Source organism: Pantoea sp. B270, assembly GCF_018726825.1.
GTDB lineage: Bacteria > Pseudomonadota > Gammaproteobacteria > Enterobacterales > Enterobacteriaceae > Pantoea > Pantoea dispersa.
In genome coordinates this window covers 2,285,433-2,308,987 of record NZ_JAHCSX010000001.1, presented here as the reverse complement: position 1 = coordinate 2,308,987, position 23,555 = coordinate 2,285,433, and the positions used below count along the sequence as shown (strand labels likewise).

At 58.6% G+C, this 23,555-nt stretch carries 20 protein-coding genes and 1 pseudogene; 13 read left to right on the top strand and 8 right to left on the bottom strand.

Annotated elements, in window-relative coordinates; all coding sequences use genetic code 11:
- The first annotated feature begins 12 nt into the window (after positions 1 to 12).
- The 3 genes and pseudogenes from KOL70_RS11160 to KOL70_RS23600 all read left to right on the top strand — a co-directional run.
- Complete coding sequence (locus KOL70_RS11160; RefSeq protein WP_215480647.1) at positions 13 to 1,026, top strand: Gfo/Idh/MocA family protein; 1,014 nt, start codon at positions 13 to 15, stop codon at positions 1,024 to 1,026.
- Between the two features lie 69 nt (positions 1,027 to 1,095).
- Positions 1,096 to 1,992: a myo-inosose-2 dehydratase gene (iolE, locus tag KOL70_RS11155; protein WP_215480646.1), complete on the top strand. Its 897-nt coding sequence runs from the start codon at positions 1,096 to 1,098 to the stop codon at positions 1,990 to 1,992.
- Between the two features lie 163 nt (positions 1,993 to 2,155).
- A pseudogene (locus tag KOL70_RS23600) lies at positions 2,156 to 2,245 on the top strand (hypothetical protein); the annotation flags it as partial.
- Positions 2,246 to 2,355: 110 nt separating this feature from the next.
- On the opposite strand, the gene KOL70_RS11150 reads toward KOL70_RS23600, so the two are convergent.
- The 3 genes from KOL70_RS11150 to glpD all read right to left on the bottom strand — a co-directional run bounded on the left by KOL70_RS11150 (position 2,356) and on the right by glpD (position 5,342).
- Positions 2,356 to 2,814 carry a DUF943 family protein gene (locus KOL70_RS11150; RefSeq protein WP_215480645.1) on the bottom strand — a complete coding sequence of 153 codons (459 nt, stop codon included), beginning with the start codon at positions 2,812 to 2,814 and terminating at the stop codon, positions 2,356 to 2,358.
- Entirely contained in the window at positions 2,814 to 3,653 is an 840-nt protein-coding gene (locus tag KOL70_RS11145; RefSeq protein ID WP_215480644.1) for a DUF3289 family protein, read from the bottom strand. Before KOL70_RS11145 ends, KOL70_RS11150 begins: the two co-directional genes overlap by 1 nt.
- Before the next feature lie 180 nt (positions 3,654 to 3,833).
- On the bottom strand, positions 3,834 to 5,342 hold the full coding sequence (glpD, locus tag KOL70_RS11140; RefSeq protein WP_058759321.1) for a glycerol-3-phosphate dehydrogenase: 1,509 nt from the start codon (positions 5,340 to 5,342) through the stop codon (positions 3,834 to 3,836).
- Between the two features lie 227 nt (positions 5,343 to 5,569).
- Here glpD and glpE point away from each other — a divergent pair, with 227 nt between their 5' ends.
- The 5 genes from glpE (at position 5,570) to malQ (ending at position 12,287) form a co-directional block, all read left to right on the top strand.
- Complete coding sequence (gene glpE, locus KOL70_RS11135) at positions 5,570 to 5,896, top strand: thiosulfate sulfurtransferase GlpE (protein WP_058759320.1); 327 nt, start codon at positions 5,570 to 5,572, stop codon at positions 5,894 to 5,896.
- Between the two features lie 32 nt (positions 5,897 to 5,928).
- On the top strand, positions 5,929 to 6,753 hold the full coding sequence (gene glpG, locus KOL70_RS11130) for a rhomboid family intramembrane serine protease GlpG (RefSeq protein WP_125309891.1): 825 nt from the start codon (positions 5,929 to 5,931) through the stop codon (positions 6,751 to 6,753).
- Positions 6,754 to 6,796: 43 nt separating this feature from the next.
- The gene (locus KOL70_RS11125; protein WP_058759319.1) at positions 6,797 to 7,555 is read left to right on the top strand and encodes a DeoR/GlpR family transcriptional regulator; all 759 of its coding nucleotides are present in this window, start codon (positions 6,797 to 6,799) and stop codon (positions 7,553 to 7,555) included.
- Between the two features lie 212 nt (positions 7,556 to 7,767).
- Entirely contained in the window at positions 7,768 to 10,173 is a 2,406-nt protein-coding gene (gene malP / locus KOL70_RS11120; RefSeq protein ID WP_150059645.1) for a maltodextrin phosphorylase, read from the top strand.
- A gap of 56 nt (positions 10,174 to 10,229) precedes the next feature.
- Positions 10,230 to 12,287, top strand: coding sequence for a 4-alpha-glucanotransferase (gene malQ, locus KOL70_RS11115; protein WP_215480643.1), 2,058 nt, complete (start codon positions 10,230 to 10,232; stop codon positions 12,285 to 12,287).
- A 36-nt stretch (positions 12,288 to 12,323) separates the two neighbouring features.
- On the opposite strand, the gene nfuA is transcribed toward malQ, so the two are convergent.
- Both nfuA and gntX read right to left on the bottom strand, forming a co-directional pair.
- Positions 12,324 to 12,899: a Fe-S biogenesis protein NfuA gene (nfuA, locus tag KOL70_RS11110; RefSeq protein ID WP_021507402.1), complete on the bottom strand. Its 576-nt coding sequence runs from the start codon at positions 12,897 to 12,899 to the stop codon at positions 12,324 to 12,326.
- Positions 12,900 to 12,957: 58 nt separating this feature from the next.
- Positions 12,958 to 13,635 (bottom strand): DNA utilization protein GntX, encoded by a 678-nt coding sequence (gene gntX, locus KOL70_RS11105; RefSeq protein WP_215480642.1) that lies wholly within the window; start codon positions 13,633 to 13,635, stop codon positions 12,958 to 12,960.
- 35 nt (positions 13,636 to 13,670) lie between these two features.
- On the opposite strand from gntX, the gene bioH reads away from it, so the two are divergent.
- Positions 13,671 to 14,444 (top strand): pimeloyl-ACP methyl ester esterase BioH, encoded by a 774-nt coding sequence (bioH, locus tag KOL70_RS11100; protein ID WP_021507404.1) that lies wholly within the window; start codon positions 13,671 to 13,673, stop codon positions 14,442 to 14,444.
- Here the strand turns inward: bioH and KOL70_RS11095 are convergent.
- Together KOL70_RS11095 and KOL70_RS11090 are read right to left on the bottom strand one after the other, a co-directional pair.
- Positions 14,425 to 16,113 carry an alpha-amylase family glycosyl hydrolase gene (locus KOL70_RS11095; RefSeq protein ID WP_215480641.1) on the bottom strand — a complete coding sequence of 563 codons (1,689 nt, stop codon included), beginning with the start codon at positions 16,111 to 16,113 and terminating at the stop codon, positions 14,425 to 14,427. The genes bioH and KOL70_RS11095 overlap by 20 nt on opposite strands.
- A 96-nt stretch (positions 16,114 to 16,209) precedes the next feature.
- Positions 16,210 to 18,540: a Tex family protein gene (locus KOL70_RS11090; protein WP_104094206.1), complete on the bottom strand. Its 2,331-nt coding sequence runs from the start codon at positions 18,538 to 18,540 to the stop codon at positions 16,210 to 16,212.
- Between the two features lie 236 nt (positions 18,541 to 18,776).
- On the opposite strand from KOL70_RS11090, the gene KOL70_RS11085 reads away from it, so the two are divergent.
- The gene (locus KOL70_RS11085; protein WP_021507407.1) at positions 18,777 to 20,039 is read left to right on the top strand and encodes a hypothetical protein; all 1,263 of its coding nucleotides are present in this window, start codon (positions 18,777 to 18,779) and stop codon (positions 20,037 to 20,039) included.
- A gap of 53 nt (positions 20,040 to 20,092) precedes the next feature.
- Positions 20,093 to 20,599 carry a transcription elongation factor GreB gene (greB, locus tag KOL70_RS11080; RefSeq protein ID WP_021507408.1) on the top strand — a complete coding sequence of 169 codons (507 nt, stop codon included), beginning with the start codon at positions 20,093 to 20,095 and terminating at the stop codon, positions 20,597 to 20,599.
- Positions 20,600 to 20,701: 102 nt separating this feature from the next.
- On the opposite strand, the gene yjbE is transcribed toward greB, so the two are convergent.
- The gene (gene yjbE, locus KOL70_RS11075; protein WP_021507409.1) at positions 20,702 to 20,944 is read right to left on the bottom strand and encodes an exopolysaccharide production protein YjbE; all 243 of its coding nucleotides are present in this window, start codon (positions 20,942 to 20,944) and stop codon (positions 20,702 to 20,704) included.
- A gap of 510 nt (positions 20,945 to 21,454) precedes the next feature.
- On the opposite strand from yjbE, the gene ompR reads away from it, so the two are divergent.
- Together ompR and envZ are read left to right on the top strand one after the other, a co-directional pair.
- Positions 21,455 to 22,174, top strand: a complete 720-nt coding sequence (gene ompR / locus KOL70_RS11070) for a two-component system response regulator OmpR (RefSeq protein WP_001157751.1) — start codon at positions 21,455 to 21,457, stop codon at positions 22,172 to 22,174.
- Positions 22,171 to 23,529, top strand: a complete 1,359-nt coding sequence (envZ, locus tag KOL70_RS11065) for a two-component system sensor histidine kinase EnvZ (protein WP_031279686.1) — start codon at positions 22,171 to 22,173, stop codon at positions 23,527 to 23,529. The genes ompR and envZ overlap by 4 nt, the downstream gene beginning before the upstream one ends.
- Positions 23,530 to 23,555 lie beyond the last annotated feature (26 nt).

The following is a 23,555-nucleotide window of genomic DNA, read 5'->3' as shown; positions in this document are numbered from 1 at the left end:
ACAGGTGTAATTATGACGCTCAAACTCGGTGTAATCGGTACCGGCGCAATTGGTCAGGAACATATTCGTCGCTGCAACAACGTGCTGCAGGGCGCAAAAGTGGTGGCGGTTTCAGACATCAATGTGGAAGGTGCGCGCGCGGCGCTGCAGCGGCTGAATATTCAGGCCGAGGTGTATCAGGATGGTCATCAGGTGATTAACTCGCCGGAAGTGGATGCCGTGCTGGTGACCTCGTGGGACCCGACGCATGAAGAGTTCACGCTGGCCGCGATTGCCGCCGGGAAACCGGTGTTCTGCGAGAAGCCGCTGGCACTGAGCGCGGAGGGCTGCCGTCGCATTGTCGACGCCGAGATCGCGCACGGCAAACGTCTGGTGCAGGTGGGCTTTATGCGCCCGTATGATGCCGGCTATCGCGCGCTGAAAAAGGTGATCACCGACGGTGACATCGGCGAGCCGCTGATGCTGCACTGCGCACACCGTAATCAGAGCGTCGGCGAGAATTACACCACCGACATGGCTATTACCAACACCCTGATTCACGAGCTGGATGTCCTGCGCTGGCTGACCGAGGACGATTACAAAAGCGTGCAGGTGGTGTTCCCGCGCACGACCTCAAAGTCACACGCGAAGCTGAAAGATCCGCAGATCGTACTGTTTGAAACGCAGAAGGGCATCCGCATCGATGTGGAGATCTTTGTGAACTGCGCGTACGGCTATGACATTCAGTGTGAAGTGGTGGGCGAAGAGGGCATCGCCAGACTGCCGGAGCCGTCGGCCATTCAAATGCGCAAAGATGCCCGCCTTGGCAACGCGCTGCTGACCGACTGGAAAGATCGCTTTATCGACGCCTACGACGTTGAGCTGCAGGCGTTTATCAATGATGTGAAAGCGGGCCAGCTGAGCGGGCCTTCTGCCTGGGATGGCTTTGCCGCCTCGGTGGCTGCCGATGCCTGCCTGAAGGCGCAAACCAGCGGCGTGATTGAGCCCGTTGCCATGCCGCCGCGCCCGGCGTTTTACCAGAAATAATCAGGCGCGTGCGCTAAACCTATCCACGGCAGCGGATTACCGCTGCCTCTCTGTATCAGGGAGCTGAAAATGAACCAAGAGAACGTCAAACTGGCGATTGCGCCGATTGGCTGGACCAACGACGACATGCCGGAACTCGGTAGCGAAAATACTTTCCAGCAAACGGTCAGCGAGATGGCGCTGGCGGGTTTCACCGGCAGCGAAGTGGGCAGCAAGTATCCGCGCGATCCGGCGGTGCTGAAGCCGATGCTGGATATCCGCGGTATGCAGATTTGTAACGCCTGGTTTAGTACCTTTTTTGCCAACGGTGACAAAGCGAAAACCATCGATCAGTTCATCAACCACATGAACTTCCTGCACGCCATGGGCGCGCGCGTGATTGGCTGCTCGGAACAGAGCAAAAGCATTCAGGGCACGTCGCTGCCGGTGCTGGAGCAGAAGCCGGTTTTCACAGACGAAGAGTGGCGCCTGACGGCAGAAGGTTACAACGAACTGGCGGAGATCGCGGCGCAGAAAGGGATGCGCGTGACACTGCATCATCACATGGGCACCGGCATTCAGACGCCAGCCGAGATCGACCGTTTTATGGCAATGACCAACGATAACGTCGGTCTGCTGTACGACACCGGCCACATTTACTACTCCGAAGGATCACAGCAGGTGATGCTGGATGTGCTGACCCAACATCTGCCGCGTATTTTCCACGTGCATCTGAAGGATGTGCGTGACACCGTGGTGGCAGAGGTGCGCGCAAACTCGCTGTCGTTCCTCGACGGAGTGAAAAAAGGCACCTTCACCGTACCAGGCGATGGCGTGATCGATTTCAAACCGGTATTCAAAATCCTCGATGATTACGGCTATAAAGGCTGGATGGTCGTCGAAGCGGAGCAGGATCCGGCCATCGCTAACCCATTCGAATATGCAGTAAAAGCCCGTAAATATATTCGTGACAATGCCGGGTTGTAAGATTGACGGTCAGTTAGCGCAATGAATTGCGCCGCTACGATAAATTCGGTAGTGACCTTCGTCATTATCGATCGCACACACTGTAGCGGCGCGATTTATCGCGCTATGTATCAATTGCTCTTCTGCAATCGACTCATTTCATTGTCTTTATTCACTGTGTAAGGTTGAAGCGGAACAGGATCCGGCCATCGCTAACCCATTCGAATATGCAGTGAAAGCCCGTAAATATATTCGTGACAATGCCGGGCTGTAAGTTAGCGTGTTAATTAGCGCAATGAATTGCGCCGCTACGGTAAATGCGGCAGTGACTTTCGTCATTATCGACCGCACACACTGTAGCGGCGCGATTTATCGCGCTATGTATCAATTGCTCCTCTGCAATTGACTCATTTCGTTGTCTTTATTCACTGTGTAATTTCCTGAATTCAGTGAGAACATCACGCCACCATCCTGCGTCCGCTGAATTTTCATCAGTAAATTTTTATCAAGGCAATTAGCAGGGGGTTGAATTTGCTTAAAGCAAATGCGGTCCTTTTTTTCTAATGGCTGATATCCCTCACCTAATGCATAAAAATAATAGGTAATGGAGCCATTTTCATTAAAGGCTTTAATATTGTATTTTAATGTTATTTGCTGCTGGTGACTCAACCACCACCTTATTTTTTCGTCGTCAGAATAAGGCAGGTGATCGACGATAATTGATGCAGAATAGTAATCCTGGTGAACGTCAATGACGTTAACTTCCCTGAAGTTCAGGTAGCAATATATGCCACTGGCTAATGCAATAAGCAGAATTAATCCTGCCCATGTCTTCCTGTTCATTAACGGCCGCCTTCAATATCTATCACAGCATCCATGTTCGTCAGAAAAGGACGAAAGCCAAATTTATCATAACGTTGTAAGGTGAACCATATCTTAAAAAACTGAAATTGTCTGAATTTATGCTTGTGAATATCATGCGTATCCAGACCGAAATGATCCTGTCCGCTGAAGCGCATTTTTGCCCTCCAGCGCGCACCATTAACGTCAAGACTCAATATGTCAATTTTGGTAGCATAAACATCATGAACAGTAATGCCTAGACCATTTATTTTATCCATAATTAATGAATCGAACTTTGGCAGGATCGAGTTATTAATGGCAGAATTAATATCACCTATATTTTTCAATGGCAGGCCTTTGATACCATAATCAATATTAACATTGAGCGTATCAATTATGGCTTTGTGTGTACTGTTTATGCTTCTGTCGTTCATAATTTTGTCCCGATATGCCATATCCAGCGACAAATCCCGAAACGGCAGGCCGCTGGAGCGCATAAAATGCTCCAGCATCTTATTTATCAGGAAACGTTGCGGGCCAACAAGCGCGAAAGGTAATGACGTGGTTTGCATCTCAGCAAACAGCAGCCTGGCGCACTCCAGCGGTGAAAGCTTTTCGCCAGGTTTCTCATAAGCACCAGCAAAGCGCGACTGGGGATTATGGAAGGGATGCAGCCGCGTCATGTTCCATGGGTCGACCACATTGGAAATGTGGGTGAGGCCGAATTCGTTTTTCATCCGGCGTTCACAGATATCGCCGTAGCGCATATCGTCAGCGCCATAGTCATTAAACATGCGCTGTGTGGTGAAGATATTGAGCGGAAAAGTTGCTAAAGCCATGCGTGATGCTCCCTGTCACTGACGAGTCCGTTAATCCAGTCGCGGATTATTTAGTCAGTAAGCGGAGCGGTGAGAATTGATCTGGTGCAGTGCCTTGTGTGAATAACCTCTCGCCGACACAAAAAGAGAAAAAATAAAAACCCCGCGCGGTGGCGGGGTTGAGGACAATGCTTAAGGCGATTAGGAAGCCAGCGACAGCGCCGGTTTCTGGCCATTTTCCGCCAGCCAGTCGCGGATGCGCGCCTGTTCGGCTTCGCTCAGCCACATACCCTGTTTGGTACGGCGCCAGATGGCGTCGTCCAGCTCGCGCACCCACTCGTGTTTCACCAGGTAACGCAGTTCGGCTTCATAGAATTCGTGGCCAAAGTTTTCACCCAGATCTTCACGGCTCTTCGCGCCTTCCAGCAGCACTTCAGTACGGCTGCCGTAGGTGCGGGCGAAGTGACGCGCCATGCCTTCGCTGATGAACGGATAGCGACGGCGCAGGCTGGCAGCGTAATCTTCACGCGTACCGGAGAAATCACCGCCTGGCAGCACGGCGTTTTTGGTCCACGCCGGACCGGCATCAGGGTAGTATTTCGCCAGTTTCTCCAGCGCATGCTCCGCCAGCTTGCGATAGGTGGTCAGCTTGCCGCCGAACACGGACAGCAGCGGTGCCTGACCGTTGTCATCGTGCACGTCCAGCGTGTAATCACGGGTGATCGCCTGCGGTGAATCGGATTCATCATCGCACAGCGGACGCACGCCGGAGTAGGTCCAGACGATATCGTCGCTGGTCAGCTGCTTTTTAAAGTGCGCGTTATAAACCTTCAGCAGATAGCTGATTTCATTGTCATCGATTTTGACATTTTTCGGATCGCCTTTGTATTCGACGTCGGTGGTACCGATGATTGAAAACTCATCCATCCACGGAATCACAAACACGATACGGTTATCTTCGTTCTGCAGAATGTAAGCCTGCTTCTCGGTGTGCACGCGCGGCACCACGATATGGCTGCCTTTGATCAGGCGAATACCGTACGGCGATTTCAGCTTCAGGCCATCGTCAAAGAACTGCTTCACCCAGGGACCGGCAGCGTTAACCAGCCCTTTGGCGCGCCAGGTGTAGGTCTTGCCGGTATCGACGTCTTCCGCTTCCACCATCCACAGACCGGCTTCACGCCAGGCGCGGGTTACGCGGGTGCGGGTGCGCACTTCGCCGCCCTGTTTCACCACTTCCTGCGCGTTAAGCACCACCATGCGCGCATCGTCCACCCAGCAGTCGGAATATTCGAAACCGCGCGTAATTTCAGGCTTCAGGGCCGATTCCGCGCCAAAACGCAGACCTTTACTGCCTGGCAGCGTAGTGCGCTTACCGAGGCGATCGTACATAAACAGGCCCATGCGGATCATCCACGCCGGACGCAGATGCGGGCGGTGTGGCAGACGGAAACGCATCGGGAAGGCGATGTGCGGCGCCATTTTCAGCAGCACTTCACGTTCGGCCAGCGCTTCGCCCACCAGACGGAATTCGTAATGTTCCAGATAGCGCAGGCCACCGTGAATCAGCTTGGAACTGGCAGAGGAGGTTGCACAGGCCAAATCCCGCGCCTCCAGCATCAGCACTGACAGGCCGCGTCCTGCAGCATCCACTGCAATGCCGGCACCGTTGATGCCGCCGCCGATCACGATCAGGTCTTTGGTTTCCACGTCATCTCCTCCGATGTTCGGAATAGTTCTAAAATGTTCGTTTTCGAGCGTAATAATAATCGGAAACCAACATTGACGCCAGCGCTTAACTCAATAAAAACATTCTTGCGTGATATAGCTAACATTTCGGCAGGAAAAAAATCACATATCCACAGGATTTGTCAGGTTATAGCGGCGGCTTATCAGGGTAAACTAACGCCAAATGATGACGAGGTAATGAGAGACCCATGGAAACCTTCGAGTGTATTAACGTCCTGCAGGCTAACGAGCATCTGGCACAGGGAGCGCAACTGGTAGACATCCGCGATCCGCAAAGCTTCGCCATGGGCCATGCCACCGGTGCGCAACATCTGACCAATGACAACCTGGCGACGTTCATTGCCGGCGCCCGGCACGACCAGCCGGTGCTGGTGATGTGCTATCACGGCAACAGCAGTAAAGGCGCGGCGCAGTTCCTGTTAAGCCAGGGCTTTAGCGACGTCTACAGCATCGACGGCGGTTTTGATGCCTGGCGCGCGGCGTTTCCGACGCAGGTCGCCATCGGCAGCCTCTGATTGACCGATTAAAGGAAGGAGAGCACCGCATGATGCGCATCACCCAGTTTAACCAGCCGCGTATGGCGCAGGCGTTTGTCGATTACATGGCGACGCGCGGCGTCACGCTGCGTATTGAGCGCGAAAGCCACTATGTCATTGTGCTGGATGACGACAGCAAGCTGGAGATGGTCGAAAACGAACTCGCGCAGTTCGTGCGCGATCCCAACCATCCACGCTACCAGGCGGCGAGCTGGCACAGCGGTACCACCGACAGCGGTCTGCGTTATGAGCGTGGCAATATCTGGGCAAACATTCGCGAACGCGCGGGCCCGCTCACGCTGACCATCATGATCGCCTGCGTGGCGGTGTTTATCCTGATGCAGATTGTCGGCGACGATGTGGTACTCGGCTGGCTGGCCTGGCCGGCGGATTCCTCCCAGTATTTTCAGGTGTGGCGCTGGTTCAGCCACGCGCTGCTGCACTTCTCGCTGCTGCACATTCTGTTCAACCTGATGTGGTGGTGGTATCTCGGTGGTGCGGTAGAGAAGCGCCTCGGCAGCGGCAAGCTGTTCGTTATCATGCTGATTTCAGCGCTGCTGAGCGGCTGGATGCAGGCGAAGTTCAGCGGCGTGCTGTTTGGCGGGCTGTCCGGCGTGGTCTATGCGCTGATGGGCTACTGCTGGCTGCGCGGCGAGCGCGATCCCGAAAGTGGCATTTATCTCGAGCGCGGCCTGATTGGCTTCGCTATTGTATGGCTGGTGATTGGCTGGTACGGCGCCTTTGGCCTGTCGATCGCGAACGCTGCGCACGTCACCGGTTTGCTGGTGGGGCTGGCAATGGCGTTCGTTGATACGCGCAAACGCGCACGTCGCTAGCAGCAGGATAAAAAGAACACGGCCTTGAGCCGAGGAGAGAGATGTGAAGCAGACGCAACGTCATGACGCCATTATCGATCTGGTCCGGCGTCAGGGGTATGTCAGTACGGAAGAGCTGGTGGATCACTTTGAGGTCAGCCCGCAGACTATCCGGCGCGATCTGAACGATCTGGCCGATCAAAACAAAATTCAGCGTCATCACGGCGGCGCAGCGCTGCCTTCCAGCTCGGAAAACACCGCGTGGCAGGATCGCAAAATGATGTGGTCGGCGGAAAAGGCACGCATCGCCGAGCGCGTGGCGAGCCAGATCCCGGACGGCGCCACGCTGTTTATTGATATCGGCACCACGCCGGAAGCGGTGGCGCATGCGCTGCTCAACCACAACAATCTGCGTATTGTCACCAACAACCTCAACGTGGCGATTTTGCTGATGGGCAAGCCGGATTTCCGCGTGATCATCGCCGGCGGTGAAGTGCGCACGCGCGACGGTGGTATCATGGGGGAAGCCACGCTCGATTTTATCTCTCAGTTCCGGCTCGATTACGGCATTCTCGGCATCAGCGGTATTGATATGGACGGTTCGCTGCTGGAGTTCGACTATCACGAAGTGCGCACCAAACGCGCTATTATCGAGAACTCGCGCTGCGTGATGCTGGTGGTGGATCACTCGAAGTTTGGCCGTAACGCCATGGTTAACCTTGGCAACATGAGCCTGATTGATTACCTGTATACCGATCAAACCCCGCCGTTAAGCGTACTGAAGGTGATTGAACAGCACGAAGTCCATCTGGAGCTGTGCTGATTTCCCAGGTGCGCATCAATGCGCACCCTGTGAGGCACCAGGTCATCGCGCTTATTGTGGGGTCGCCATTGATGGCGACCAGGCCGCAGCGGCACGCCTTTTTTCACTGCATCTTCATTTCCCTGTCGCTTTTTTCAGCGTCCGCGGCTTAACTTACTCTTTCAGATTTGCGCTTGCCCGTGTTTACCGTTTCGGATGCAAAGGGATGCACTATGTCGCCGCTAAAATTCAATAAAACCCGCTTTGACGCCGCGCTGACCCGCCAGTGGCAGCAGCTCGGACTGACTTCCGCCCGGCAGATGACGCCGCATCAATGGTGGCAGGCGCTCAGCCGGGCGCTGATGGAACTGCTCGCCGCACAGCCGCCCGTGCCGCCGAAAAGCGCTCAGCGCCACGTTAATTATCTCTCGATGGAGTTTCTGCCCGGCCGGTTGACCGGTAACAACCTGCTCAATCTCGGCTGGTATAACGAGGTGGCTGCCGCGCTGGCAGAGCACGAGGTTGAGCTGAATGAACTGCTGGAGGAGGAGGTCGATCCGGCGCTGGGCAACGGCGGACTGGGACGGCTCGCGGCCTGCTACATGGATGCGATGGCGACGGTCGGCCAGCCGGCGATGGGGCACGGCCTCAACTATCAGTACGGCCTGTTTCGTCAGTCGTTCGTGGCCGGACAGCAGCACGAAGCGCCGGATGACTGGCAGCGCGATCGCTATCCGTGGTTCCGCCACAACGCGGCGCTGGATGTGCCGGTGGGGCTGGGCGGTAAGGTCAAAAAGCGCGACGACGGCAGCGTCGAGTGGCGTCCGGCACAGCAGCTGATCGGCCAGGCCTGGGATCTGCCGGTAATCGGCTATCGCAACGGCATCACGCTGCCGCTGCGCCTGTGGCAAGCCACCAGTGCGCAGCCGTTTGACCTGACGCTGTTTAACGCCGGGAAATTCCTGCAGGCGGAGCAGCCGGGCATTGAAGCCGACAAGCTGACCAAAGTGCTCTATCCCAATGACAACCATGCGCCAGGTAAACGTCTGCGGCTGATGCAGCAGTATTTCCAGTGCGCCTGCGCGGTGAGCGACATACTGCGTCGTCACCGGCTGGCGGGCCGTGCGCTGCATACGCTGCCGGATTTCGAAGTGATTCAGCTCAACGATACCCATCCCACCATCGCTATTCCGGAGCTGCTGCGTCTGCTGCTGGATGAGCATGGCCTGAGCTGGGACGACGCCTGGCACATTACCAGCCGCACCTTTGCGTATACCAACCATACGCTAATGCCGGAGGCGCTGGAGCGCTGGCCGGCGAGCCTGCTGCGCGAACTGCTGCCGCGCCATCTGCAAATCATCAAACAGATCAATCGCCAGCTGAAGCAGCAGGTCAAACAGCGCTGGCCGAACGACAGTGCCCTCTGGCACAAGCTGGCGGTGGTGAGCGACGGCGAAGTGCGCATGGCCAATCTGTGCGTGGTGAGCTGTTTCGCCGTCAACGGTGTGGCAGCGCTGCACTCGCAGCTGGTGGTTAACGATCTGTTCCCGGAATATCACCAGCTGTGGCCGCACAAGTTTCATAACGTCACCAACGGCATTACACCGCGGCGCTGGCTGAAGCAGTGCAACCCCCTGCTGTCCGCGCTGATTGACGACAGCCTGCAGGTGGAGTGGGCCAACGATCTCGACGCGCTGGAATGGCTGGCGCCGCTGGCGAAGAAGAAAAGCTTTCGCCAGCAGTTCCGCACCATCAAGCAGCAAAACAAACTGCGGCTGACGGTGTACATCAAACGCGTGACCGGCATCGATATCAATCCTGACGCGCTGTTTGATGTGCAGATCAAGCGCCTGCACGAATACAAACGCCAGCATCTCAGTCTGCTGCACATCCTGCACTGCTATCGCCAGCTGCGCGATAACCCGGACAATCCCGACTTCGTGCCGCGCGTCTTTCTGTTTGGCGCCAAGGCGGCGCCCGGCTATTTGCTGGCAAAAAACATCATCTGTGCCATCAATAAAGTCGCGGAGGTGATCAACAACGACCCGCTGGTGGGCGATCGCCTGAAGGTGGTGTTTGTGCCGGATTACCGGATTACCGCCGCCGAGCTGATGATTCCGGCAGCCGATCTCTCGGAGCAGATCTCCACGGCCGGTTACGAAGCCTCCGGTACCGGCAACATGAAGCTGGCGCTCAACGGCGCGCTGACCATTGGCACGCTGGACGGGGCTAACGTGGAGATTGCCGAGGCGGTCGGTGAGAAAAATATCTTTATCTTCGGCAACACGGTGGATGAGGTAAAAGCACTGAAGGCCGACGGTTACAGTCCGAAGAAACTGCGCAAGCACGATCGCTATCTCGACGGTTTGCTGAAGGAGCTGGAAAAGGGCAAATTCAGCGACGGCGACCGGCAGGTATTTGCGCCGCTGCTGGAGAGCCTGAGCAAACAGGGCGATCCGTGGCTGGTGCTGGCCGATTTCGCCGCTTATATCGCGGCGCAGCAGCGCGTCGAAGCGCTGTGGCGCGATCCGGAAGCGTGGACCAAAGCGGCGATTCTCAACACGGCGCATACCGGCCGCTTCAGTGCCGATCGTTCGATTCGCGATTATCAACAGCGTATCTGGCAGGCGGCGCGCTGAGCCGCCGGAAAATGACGCTGCATGCGTAATGTGCGCACGGCAACGAAGGAGACAACATGGCCATGAAGAAACTGGATCAGGCTGCACGGGATGCCGGTATCGCACTGAGTTTTATCAACAATAAAGGTGAGTCACAGACCATCAGCGACGACACCAAACGCGCGCTGATGGCGCTGATGGACGCCCCGACGGGCAGCGCGCCACCGCTGCCGCCGGTGCTGGTGTTAACGCCGCCCGGACTGCCTGAACTGACGCCGCAGGGCAGCGACGACTACCGCTGGCAGCTGGTGAGCGAGCAGGGGCAGCACTATGACGGCACGCTGAGCGCGGGAGAAAGCCTGGCGCTGCCGGCAGAACTGCCCGAGGGCTACCATCAGCTCACGCTGAGCACTTCACGCCAGCAGTGGCAGACGCGCATTATCATCGCACCGGCGCGCTGTTATCTGCCGCCAGCGCTGGCGCAGGGGGAGAAGCGCTGGGGCGCGCTGGTGCAGCTCTATACGCTGCGCTCGGCGCGTAACTGGGGCATCGGCGACTTTGGCGATCTGATGCAGATGCTGGAGCAGGTCGCCGCTCACGGCGGAGATTTCATCGGTCTCAACCCGCTGCATGCGCTCTATCCGGCGCAGCCGGATCACGTCAGCCCGTACAGCCCGAGCTCGCGCCGCTGGCTCAACGTGCTGTACATCGACATCAATCAAATCGACGAATTCACCCAAAGTGACGCCGCCCAGCGCTGGTGGCACAGCGCGCCAACGCGCAAAGCGCTAAAACAGGCGCGCAGCGCAGCGTTTGTCGATTATCGCGCGGTGACGACGCTCAAGCTGACTGCGCTGCGTTTTGCCTGGCAGCACGCACAGCCGCAGCTGACCCGGCAGCCGGCGTTTCAGCAGTTTCTGGCTGAAGGCGGCGATGCGCTGCGTTATCAGGCGGCGTTTGACGCCATCGTAGCGGCGCGCAGCCAGCAGCATCCCGATGAGTGGGGCTGGGAAAAGTGGCCGTCAGGCTGGCAGCAGGCGCAGCAGCCGGAGGTGCAGCAATGGTGCGCGCAGCATGAGGACGACATTCTGTTCTGGAGCTGGCTGCAGTGGCTGGCGCAGCAGCAGTTCGCCGCCTGCTGGCAGCGTAGCCAGCAGCTGGGGATGGCGGTCGGGTTATATCGCGATTTGGCGGTTGGCGTGGCACAGCACAGCGCGGAAACCTGGCAGGATCCGCAGCTGTATAAGCTGGGCGCGTCGGTGGGCGCACCGCCGGATCCGCTTGGCCCGCTCGGGCAGAACTGGGCGCTGCCGCCGCTCGATCCACATGTACTGCGCGCGCGGGGCTATCAGCCGTTTATCGATCTGCTGCGCGCCAATATGCGCGATTGCGGGGCGCTGCGCATCGATCACGTTATGGCGCTACTGCGTTTGTGGTGGATTCCCTATGGCGAAAGTGCCGATAAAGGCGCGTATGTCGCCTATCCGGTGCACGACCTGCTGGCGATCCTTGCGCTGGAGAGTCAGCGTCAGCGCTGCATGGTGATCGGTGAAGATCTCGGCACCGTGCCGCAGGAGATCGTCAGCCTGCTGCGCGACCGCGGCATTTTTTCGTGGAAGGTGCTGATGTTCGAGTGCGGGGAGGACGGGCAGTTCCGGCCACCGGCAGCCTATCCGCGCCAGTCGATTGCCAGCGCCAGTACCCATGATTTGCCGACGCTGAGCGGATTCTGGCATGCCGCCGATCTGCAGTTGCGCGAGCAGCTGGGGCTGTTTACTAAACGCAGCATGCTGAAGGCGGCCATCGCGGAACGCGATGGGCAGAGAACCGCGTTGCTGAACGCCCTGAGCGAGGCGCAAGCCATTGATACGCGCAGCAAAAACCGCGCCGGCCAGCGTCTGACGCCTGCGCTGAATCAGGGCGTGCACCGCTTTCTGGCGTACACCGACAGCGCCCTGCTGGGGCTGCAGCCGGAGGACTGGCTGGGAATGGAGACGCCGGTCAACGTGCCGGGCACGGTAGCCGAATACCCCAACTGGCGGCGCAAACTGCGCGTACCATTGGAGAAGTTGTTTAGTTACCGGAAAGTGCAGCAGCTGCTGGCGATCGTCAATGAAGGGCGTAAGAAGCCGTAAAACACGCGGCAGCCGGGGTGGCTGCCGCATCTTCTATCAGTAGTAGGAGTGCTCGCCGCGCTGATGCTCGGTGAGATCGCGCACGCCTTTCAGCTCAGGGAAGGCGGCCAGCAGCTCTTTCTCGATGCCGTCTTTCAGCGTCACGTCAATCATCGAGCAACCGTTACAGCCGCCGCCGAACTGCAGAATGGCGTAGCCTTCGTCGGTGATCTCCATCAGCGAGACGCGACCGCCGTGGCTGGCCAGCTGCGGGTTGATCTGCGCCTGCAGCAGATACTCCACGCGCTCAACCATCGGCGCATCGTCCGACACTTTACGCATCTTAGCGTTCGGCGCTTTCAGCGTGAGCTGTGAGCCGAGGTTATCGGTCACGAAGTCGATTTCCGCATCTTCGAGGTACGGCGCGCTCAGCTCATCAACATAGGCAGACAGCTTGTCGAACTTCAGTTCGGTATCGGTGGCTTCGACCGCGTCCGGCGGGCAGTAGGAGACGCCGCACTCGGCGGTTGGCGTACCCGGGTTAATAACGAATACGCGAATCTGGGTGCCATCTTCCTGTTTTGACAGCAGTTTTGCGAAGTGCTCTTGCGCAGTATCAGTAATACGGATCATGGCGATTGCTCAATAGTTGACTAAAATACCTGGTTATAATACGCCCAACGCCGACGCTCTACAAGGTACGGCACAGGCATCCTATGTGTACGCTGGCCGCGCCCTGCGCCAGTAATAAGCGGCTGATTTCCCCCACCGTGCTGCCGGTGGTCACCACATCATCGATAAGCAGGATGTGGCATCCGCGCACCGCCATTTCAAGGCGAAACGCGCCACGCAGATTGCTTTTCCGGGCGCGGGCGCTGAGCACATGCTGCACCGCACCGTGTCGCACCCGGCGCAGACCTTCGCGGTATTCACAACCGAGCCAGCGCGCCAGCGGTTTAGCCAGCAGCGCGGCCTGATTATACCCGCGCTGCCAGGCGCGGCGGCGATGCAGCGGCACGCTCAGCACCAAATCGATACGCGGCAACGGCTGCTGGCGGCGCTTTGTTAATAATTTTAACAAAAGCAGCCGCGCCAGCATCACCCTGAGTGCGGTTGCGCGCGAGAATTTGAGCTGCTGCACCCATTCGTTCAGCGGCGGCACATAATCACTCACGCAAGTAAGAGCGTGCCACGGCGGCGGCCGGCGCAGACAGCGTCCGCACGGCTGATCGCCGCTGGCCGGCAGTCCGCAGCAGGGACAGAGCGCCGGCAGCGCCGGTAGCTGACGCAGACATACGCTGCACAGGCCGTGCCGGGCGATACGCAGCGGCAGACGGCATAGCCAACACAGGGCCGGGATTGCTAGCATAGCGACCTCCTTTTCACTTTTCGGGAGTGTAACCGATGAGTTCGCTTTACTGGCACACCACAGGCACAGGCGATCGCGATCTTGTGCTGCTGCACGGCTGGGGACTGAACGCCGAAGTGTGGCAACACATTGTTCCGCGACTCAGCCCGCATTTTCGTCTGCACCTGGTGGACCTGCCGGGATTTGGCCGCAGCCAGGGATTTGGGCCGCTGAGCCTGGCGCAGATGGCGCAGCAGCTATTACCGCAGTTGCCAGCGCGCGCCGTGCTGCTCGGCTGGTCGCTGGGCGGCTTAGTGGCCAGCCAGCTGGCGCTGAGCCAGCCCGATCGCGTGGCGGCATTGATCAGCGTGGCGTCGTCGCCGTGCTTTACCGCCCGGGATGAATGGCCGGGCATCCAGCCTGAGACGCTGGCAACGTTCCAGCAGCAATTGAGCAGCGATTTCCAGCGCACGGTGGAGCGTTTTCTCGCGCTGCAAACCATGGGGACGGAAAATGCGCGCCAGGATGCGCGCCAGCTGAAAGAGGTAGTACTGTCGCAGCCAATGCCGTCGGTGGCGGTACTGGAAGGGGGATTGAACATTCTGCGCCACGATGATTTGCGCAGCGCACTGGATGGGCTGACGCTGCCGTTCCTGCGTATTTATGGCGCGCTGGATGGCCTGGTGCCGCGCCGCATTGCGCCGCAGCTGGATGCGCGCTGGCCGCATTCGCAGTCGGTTGTCATCGCGAAGGCCGCGCACGCGCCGTTTATTTCGCACCCGGAGGCGTTCTGCCAGCAGGTGCAGCAGTTCATCCACGCAGCCACATAAACTGCCAGGCGGCCAGCACCAGCGGCTGGCTGCCATCCACGCGCTGCCCGCTGATCACATCCTGAAAAGGGCGCGCCTGCGGCAGCGTGGTGCTGATCTCGCGGCTGCTGAGATTGAACACGCACAGTAACCCTTCGTCGCTGTCCGCGGCGTGACGGCGCAGCAGCAGCACCGCGTTGTCGCTCTCCAGCAGCGTCATCGGATTGTCCGGATGGAACGCCGGCTGACGGGTGCGCAGCTGAATCAGCGCGCTAAGCCGCTCAAACACCTGCTGACGCAACGGGTTGCCGCCGCTGATTTGCTGTTCGATATCGCGCAGGCTGTACTTCTCACGGTTGATGGCGCGGTTGTGCCCGGCAGCGCGCACGCCTTCGTTGTCATTGCGCGAGCCGAGAATACTTTGAATATAGATGGCGGGCACGCCGGGAAAGGCCAGCAGAATCGCGTGCGCCAGCAGGAAGCGACGCAGGCGCGTCTCGTCATCGTCGGTCTGGTGATTGAGCGCATCCAGATACGTTACGTTGATTTCATACGGGCTGGTGCTGCCGTCCGGGTTGTTTTTATAGGAGACCAGCGCGCCCTCCAGCGCCAGTTCACGCACCAGCGCCACAATCTCCACTTCCGACAAAATTCCGCGTGCCGGATTGAGGCCAATGCCGTCGTGCGAGGCGAGAAAATTAAAGAAGGTGGTGCCGCCATTCCCGGGCTCAAGCGTGCTGGCCCACTGGCGCAGCGCGCGCGCCGAGCCGGAGTGAATGGCGTGCAGCACCAGCGGCGGCAGCGAAAACTGGTAAACCATCTGCGCTTCGTCGTGGCCGTTGCCGAAATAGCTGATGTTATCCTGATGCGGCACGTTGGTTTCGGTCACGATCACCGTACCCGGCGCGACTTCGTTGGCGATGGAGCGAAACAGCTTCACCAGCTGATGGGTTTTGGTCAGATGGATACAGCGTGTGCCCGGCGTTTTCCACATGTAGCCCACCGCGTCCAGCCGCACGTAATCCGCGCCTTTGTTGAGATAATCCAGCAGCACGCCCACCATGCGGATCAGCACCTGCGGATTGGCGAAGTTGAGATCGATTTGGTCGGCGCTGAAGGTGGTCCAGATAAAGCGCGTGTCGCCGTTAGCGAGGGTAAACGGCGTCAGCAGCGGTGAGGTGCGCGGGCGCGTCACGGCACTGAGATCGGTGGCGGGCGGCATGCTGATAAAGAAGTCGTCCCAGCCGGCATCCTGCGCCAGAAAGTGGCGAAACCACGCGCTGTGCGCCGACATGTGGTTACAGACGAAATCGAACATCAGCCGGGTTTCGCTGTGCAGCGCCGTGATGTGCTGCCAGTCACCGCAAATCGGGTTCACTTTGTGGTAATCGATAACCGAGAAGCCATCGTCGGACGAGTAGGGGAAAAATGGCAGCAGATGCACCAGGCTAAAGGTGGACTGCAGATGCTGCTGATAAAAGCGCGTAAAGCTGGCGAGCGTGGGCTGCTCGGGTTCGCGGAACTGGTCGGCGTAACTGATCAGCACCACGTCTTTTTCATCCCAGTGCGCTTTACGCGGCAGCTTTACCGTGTCGCGCGCCGCGCGGATGTGCGAAAGCAGGCGCTCGCGCGCCGCGACGGGGAAGCTACCTTCATAAATCTCATCGAGCAGGAAGTTGATAATGTCCATCGGATCGCCGGGTTACGCGGAAGGTCATTTTTTCACACGGTTTTTTCAGCGTAGTCCGCCAGGACAATTTATCAACCTCCTGTACTCGCGCGCCGCTTAGCGTTTCTTCCCAAAGGCGGCCGCCAGCGCATCGCCCATCGCACTGTTACCGACGCTGGCGCTGGCAGGTTTGCCGCGGCCTTTGGCACCGGCGGCCGGCCGCGCGGCCTCTTTGCCTGCGCCACGGTTGCCGCCGCTGCGCGCGTTGCTTTCACCCGGCTGCTCATCCAGACGCATGGTCAGCGCGATACGCTTACGCTGCAGATCGACTTCCATCACCTTCACTTTGACGATATCGCCGGCTTTCACCACCTGATGCGGATCGTCTACGAATTTGTCCGACAGCGAAGAGATATGCACCAGGCCGTCCTGATGCACGCCGATATCGACGAACGCGCCGAAGTTGGTCACGTTGGTCACTGCACCTTCCAGCACCATGCCCGGCAGCAGGTCGTTGAGCGTCTCCACGCCTTCGGCAAACTGCGCGGTTTTGAACTCCGGACGCGGATCACGGCCCGGTTTCTCCAGCTCTTTGATGATATCGGTGACGGTCGGCAGCCCGAAACGCTCATCGGTGAAGTCGCGCGCATTCAGGTCGCGCAGGCTACCCGGATTGCCCATCAGTTCATTCAGCGCCTGTTCCGTGGCGGCGAGAATGCGCTCCACCAGCGGATAGGCTTCCGGATGCACCGTTGAGGCATCCAGCGGATTATCGCCGTGGTTGATGCGCAGGAAGCCGGCGCACTGTTCAAAGGCTTTCGGCCCAAGGCGGCTCACCTTCAGCAGCTGCTGGCGGTTCTGGAAACGGCCGTTTTCGTCACGCCAGCTGACAATGTTCTGCGCCATCATGCGCGTCAGACCGGCGACGCGCGTCAGCAGCGCCACCGAAGCGGTATTCAGATCGACGCCCACGGCGTTCACACAATCTTCCACCACCGCATCGAGTTTTTTCGCCAGCTGGCTCTGGCTGACATCGTGCTGATACTGGCCAACGCCAATCGATTTCGGGTCAATTTTGACCAGCTCTGCCAGCGGATCCTGCAGACGACGGGCGATAGACACCGCACCGCGCAGCGAAACGTCGAGATCGGGGAACTCCTGCGCCGCCAGTTCGGAAGCGGAATAGACCGATGCTCCGGCCTCACTGACAATCACTTTTTGCGCTTTGATTTGCGGGAACTGCTTCTGTACGTCGAGGAAGAAACGCTCGGTTTCACGTGAAGCGGTGCCGTTGCCGATCGCCACCAGTTCAACCTGATGTTTCGCGCACAGTGCCGCCACCGAGGTCGCGGCTTTGGCCGCCTGGCCGGTATGCGGATAGATGGTATCGGTCGCGACCAGCTTGCCGGTGGCATCGACCACCGCCACTTTGACCCCGGTGCGCAGGCCAGGATCGAGACCCATGGTGGCGCGCATGCCGGCGGGTGCCGCCATCAGCAGATCGTGCAGATTACGGGCAAACACGTTGATCGCTTCGTCTTCCGCCCGTTCGCGGATGGTGCCCATCAGTTCGGTTTCGAGGTGCAGCAGGACCTTGATGCGCCAGGTCCAGCTGACCACGGCTTTGCGCCAGCTGTCGGCCGGTGCGTTGTTCAGGCGCAGGCCAAGGTGGTCGGCGATCAGCGTTTCACCGTAGCTTTCGCGCGGCGCTTCATCAAACTGCGGATCGGCGTTGAGCGACAGCTGTAAAACGCCTTCGTTACGGCCACGGAACATGGCCAGCGCGCGGTGCGACGGCACGCTGCTCAGCGCTTCGTGATGATCGAAGTAGTCGCGGAATTTAGCGCCTTCTTCCTCTTTGCCTTCCACCACGCGCGCAACCAGATGGGCGTTCTTCCACAGGTATTCACGTACTTTCGCCAGCAGCGTGGCGTCTTCGGCGAAGCGCTCCATCAGGATATAGCGTGCGCCATCCAGCGCGGCGCGCACATCGGCGACGCCTTTGTCCGCGTCGACATAACGCGCTGCCAGCTGCTCGGGATCCTGAGACGCATCGTTCCACAGCGTCTCTGCCAGCGGTTCCAGCCCGGCTTCGATAGCGATCTGCCCGCGCGTGCGGCGCTTCTGCTTATAAGGCAGATAGAGATCTTCCAGCTCGGTTTTGTTCAGCGTGCCGTTGATAGCAGTGGCTAATTCCGGCGTCAGTTTGCCCTGGTCATCAATGGATTTCAGAATCGACTGGCGGCGTTCCTCCAGCTCACGCAGATAGCCGAGACGGCTCTCCAGCGTACGCAGCTGGGTATCATCCAGCCCGCCGGTCACTTCCTTACGGTAACGTGCGATAAACGGCACGGTGTTCCCTTCGTCCAGCAAGCGAATGGCGGCGTCAACCTGGTCGGCGCGTGCCTTCAGCTCACCTGCGATAATCTGGCTCAGCGAATCTTTCATCATCAGTAACTGTCTTGCTTACACAGGGTTAGAAATAGGGGACAGTTATACGGACTGAGGCCGCAAATTGCCAGCCGCTGACCGGTGAATCCGTCTTTTTCTGAATGCAGCGCGCAACTCAGAGAAACTTAGCCACCTATGTGTTAAACCCCAACGCAATGGCGTGCCGGTTGCTGCCAGGCTCGCCCCGCCTCTGCCCTATAATCCGTGGCAAACCACGGAAGGAGGGTGAAGCAATGATCAAATTACTGCTGCTGCTGGCCGGACGCGAGCTGCTGGTGCGTTATCGTCTGCTGATTTATGGCCTGGCGCTGTGCGGCGTGCTGCTGGCCGGCATGATCGTGGCGGACGTGCTGGTCGATGGGCATATCAATCTGTCGCTACAGGTGCTGGCGCTCTTACTGTCGCTGTCGCTGCTGTTTAACCTGCTGAGCGGCGAGGTGTCGCTGCAGCGCTGGCTTAATCTGCTGTTTTCCCTGATTTTTGTCGGCACGCTGCTGGCCGGCGCGCTGTGGCACGGTGATGAAAGGCAACTGAAGAAACTGCTGCTGACGGTGATGGAAATCTGCCTGTTGTTTAACGGCCTGTTTCGCTGCCTGAGCGCGGCGCTGATTCAGCGCCAGCGCTGGGTGCGACATTTTATGCTGGGCTGCGGCGAGATGGTGCTCAGCGTGGTGCTGTTTTTCAATGACAACCTGCATACCTGCCTGTTGCTGGGCAGCTGGCTGGTGCTGTTGCTGCTGTCGTTCAGCCTGACGGTGTGGCGCGTCTGGCGCCAGTGGCAGCGCCTGCCGGCGGGTCAGTCCGTTACGCTGCTGCCGTGGTTTTGTCGCGGCCATCGTCATATCGCGCGGCTCCGGCCGTGGCAGCAGGCCCGCTTTCCGCCGGTCGCCGCGGCATTTCCTCTCTGTGTCCACGTCTGGCAGGCGCAGTCTGAAGCCAGTCAACAGCCGAAGCGCTATGTGATTGACCGTTACATCGGCGTGATTAACGGTGAAGGGCACTTTTGTACCGGCCACGCGGCACTGAGCTTTGGCGAGCGCGGCTACATCAGCCTTTATCCGCAGCAGGAGATCGATCCGCAACCGCACGAGCTGCCGCGTCTGCTGCTGGCCGGACAGATTAACGATCGCCCCGGCCGTTTTCTCCCCTCGCTGGCGGCAGAGATTGCCGACTGGCGCAGCCCGGATTTAACCTTCAGTTTTCAGCACTACAACGGGCAGGCGCTCGCCAGCTACTGGCAGGCCAACCGTGGTGACAGCCTGTATAATCTGACGGCAAAAAACTGTTCGACCACCGTGGTGGATGCGCTGGACGTGGCGTTTGAAGGCTATTACGGCCAGCGGCTGCAGCAGGTGTTTGCGCTGCTGCTGCAGCCGGCATTCTGGGGCGCCTGCGTGCTGCGCGAACGGGCAGAAATCATGACCTGGACGCCCGGCCTGGTCGCCGATTATGTGCGCCTGATGAAAAAGACGCTGGGTGCCTGTCCGGGCAGGTAAGGCTTTGTGATAGCCTCTGTGCAGTGAACAGGGCTGTAACCACGAGTGAAGCGATGAAAACCCAACTGATTACCCGCGAAGGCTATAACAAGCTGCGTGCTGAGCACGACCATCTGTGGAATGAGAAGCGGCCGGAAATCACCCGCATTGTCTCCTGGGCCGCCAGCCTGGGCGATCGCTCTGAAAACGCTGATTACACCTATAACAAGCGCCTGCTGCGCCAGATCGATCGGCGCGTGCGCTATCTGCGTAAATGTCTCGCCGAGCTGAAAATTGTTGATTATGCGCCGCAGCAGGAGGGCAAAGTGTTCTTCGGTGCCTGGGTGGAAGTGGAGAATGAGCAGGGCGACGTGAAGCGTTTTCGCATCGTCGGACCGGACGAGATCTATGGCGATACGGTGAAAGAGTACATCTCCATCGACTCGCCGATGGCGCGCGCGCTGATCAAAAAAGAGGTGGATGACGAGGTGACGGTAAACACGCCGGAAGGGCAGAAGGTGTGGTTTGTGAACCGCATTGAGTACGTCACGGAAAGTGAGGAAAAAAGAGGCGGAGAGTAATGGCCTGGTGAAACAAGCCGGGGCGCAACTTATTCTCCGCTGGCGAAAGGGCTGGCAGTATAAGAGGGGGAAGCGCCGCAGCCTTGCCGCGCCAGATAAACGTTATTTGCCCGGCGTGGTCGCCGTGGTCGTTGAGGTGCTGCTGCCGCCGTGATCGCCGCCGCCCATGGTGGCCAGCGCGACGCCGAGCAGGGCACCCACCGCACCGATGCCGATAGCATCGGAATTACCTTTGGCCGTGGTCGACGCCTGTGCGCCGGCGGCTTCGCCCGCTGGCGTAGCGGCCTGAACCTGTGTGAGGCTGGTGAGTACCAGAGCGCTCAGCAGAACAACGGTTTTTTTCATCTTTCTTCTCCACATGAACTCAGTAAGCAGGTACCGATGCAGTGTCGGAGATCATTTGCGCAGAGGAAAGGGGAGTTTACTGACTGATTTAAATCACTTTATTTAACGCTGGCCTTATTTTGCGCGCGCACTGGCACTGTTCCGAGCGCGGATACGCAGTCAGCGGCGAAAACGCGATATTTTATGCTACTGAGCGCGGCCGCTGGCTTATCCTGCAGGCGAAACTTAAGCCAAATGGCGCGCCCCGCCTGACGGCGGAAGCGGGACGGCCCGGCTGGACCACTCGCCGGCAGAAAACGCCGCTGATTTTCAGACAAGCGCTAAACGGCGTCAAAATCAGTCAGAAAAGCGCGAGCGGAGCCGCAGTTCGCGGTTAAAATTAAAGATAAGCTGCTGTTTAATATGCTTTGTAACAATTTCGGCTAGAATATAAACCAATAATGACTGTCACAGACGGGCATCTTTTTTACACAATATCGGCTCAGGCAATGGCGCCTTTGGGAGTTGAACATGCAAGAGAACTACAAAATTCTGGTCGTCGATGATGATATGCGTCTGCGCGCACTGCTCGAACGCTATCTCACCGAACAGGGCTTTCAGGTGCGCAGCGTCGCCAACGCCGAGCAGATGGATCGTCTGCTGACCCGCGAATCATTCCATTTAATGGTGCTGGATTTAATGCTGCCGGGCGAAGATGGCCTGTCAATTTGCCGTCGTCTGCGTAGCCAGAGTAACCCGATGCCGATCATTATGGTCACCGCGAAAGGTGAAGAGGTCGATCGTATCGTGGGGCTGGAAATCGGCGCCGATGACTACATTCCAAAACCGTTCAACCCGCGTGAGCTGCTGGCGCGAATTCGTGCCGTGCTGCGTCGTCAGGCCAATGAGCTGCCGGGCGCGCCGTCGCAGGAAGAAGCGGTCATCGCCTTCGGTAAGTTCAAACTGAACCTCGGCACGCGTGAAATGTTCCGTGAAGATGAGCCGATGCCGCTGACCAGCGGAGAGTTTGCCGTGCTGAAAGCGCTGGTGAGCCATCCGCGTGAGCCGCTGTCGCGCGATAAGCTGATGAACCTGGCGCGCGGGCGTGAGTACAGTGCGATGGAACGTTCTATCGACGTGCAGATCTCTCGTCTGCGCCGCATGGTCGAGGAAGATCCGGCGCATCCGCGCTACATCCAGACCGTCTGGGGCCTTGGCTACGTGTTCGTTCCGGACGGCAGTAAAGCATGAGGCGATTGCGCTTCTCACCCCGCAGTTCGTTTGCCCGCACCCTGTTGTTGATCGTTACCTTGCTGTTCGTCAGCCTGGTAACGACCTACCTGGTGGTGCTCAATTTCGCCATTCTTCCCAGCCTGCAGCAGTTCAACAAAGTCCTCGCCTACGAAGTGCGTATGCTGATGACCGATCGGCTGCAGCTGGAGGATGGTACGCAGCTGGAAGTGCCGCCGGCCTTCCGGCGCGAAATTTATCGTGAGCTGGGCATCTCGTTGTACACCAACGCGGCGGCGGAAGAGAGCGGACTGCGCTGGGCGCAGCATTATGAATTCCTCAGTGAACAGATGGCTCAGCAGCTGGGCGGGCCGACCGACGTGCGGGTTGAGGTTAACAAAAACTCGCCGGTGGTCTGGCTGAAAACCTGGCTGTCACCGGATATCTGGGTGCGCGTGCCGCTGACCGAAATCCATCAGGGCGACTTCTCACCGCTGTTCCGCTATACCCTGGCGATTATGCTGCTGGCGATTGGCGGCGCCTGGCTGTTTATCCGAATACAAAACCGACCCTTAGTCGATCTTGAACACGCTGCGTTGCAGGTGGGGAAAGGCATTATTCCGCCACCGCTGCGCGAATACGGTGCTTCGGAAGTGCGTTCGGTGACGCGCGCCTTCAACCAGATGGCGGCGGGCGTGAAGCAGCTGGCCGATGACCGTACGCTGCTGATGGCCGGCGTCAGCCATGATTTACGCACGCCGCTGACGCGCATCCGTCTCGCCACCGAGATGATGGGCGAGGAAGATGGCTACCTGGCCGAGTCGATCAACAAAGATATCGAAGAGTGCAACGCCATCATCGAGCAGTTCATCGATTACCTGCGCACCGGGCAGGAGATGCAAACCGAGCGCGCCGATCTGAATAGCGTGCTGGGTGAAGTGGTGGCGGCGGAGAGCGGCTACGAGCGCGAGATTGAGAATGCGGTGATGGACGCGGAGCTGATGCTGGATATTAATCCGCTGTCGATTAAACGCGCGGTGGCGAATCTGGTGGTTAACGCGGCGCGTTACGGTAACGGCTGGATCAAGGTCAGCAGCGGTCAGGAATTGAATCGCGCGTGGTTCCAGGTGGAGGATGATGGTCCGGGCATTAAGCCGGATCAGTTACAGCATCTGTTCCAGCCGTTTGTGCGTGGCGACAGCGCGCGCAGCACCAGCGGCACCGGTCTGGGCCTGGCGATTGTGCAGCGTATTATCGATGCGCATGACGGATCGCTGGAGATTGGCGACAGCGAACGCGGCGGATTACGTATCCGCGCGTGGTTACCGATCCCGGAAAACAGCGCCACGACGGCAGTAAGCAGTAACGTTAGTTAAATTTCCGCACCAACCGTAGCGGCGCA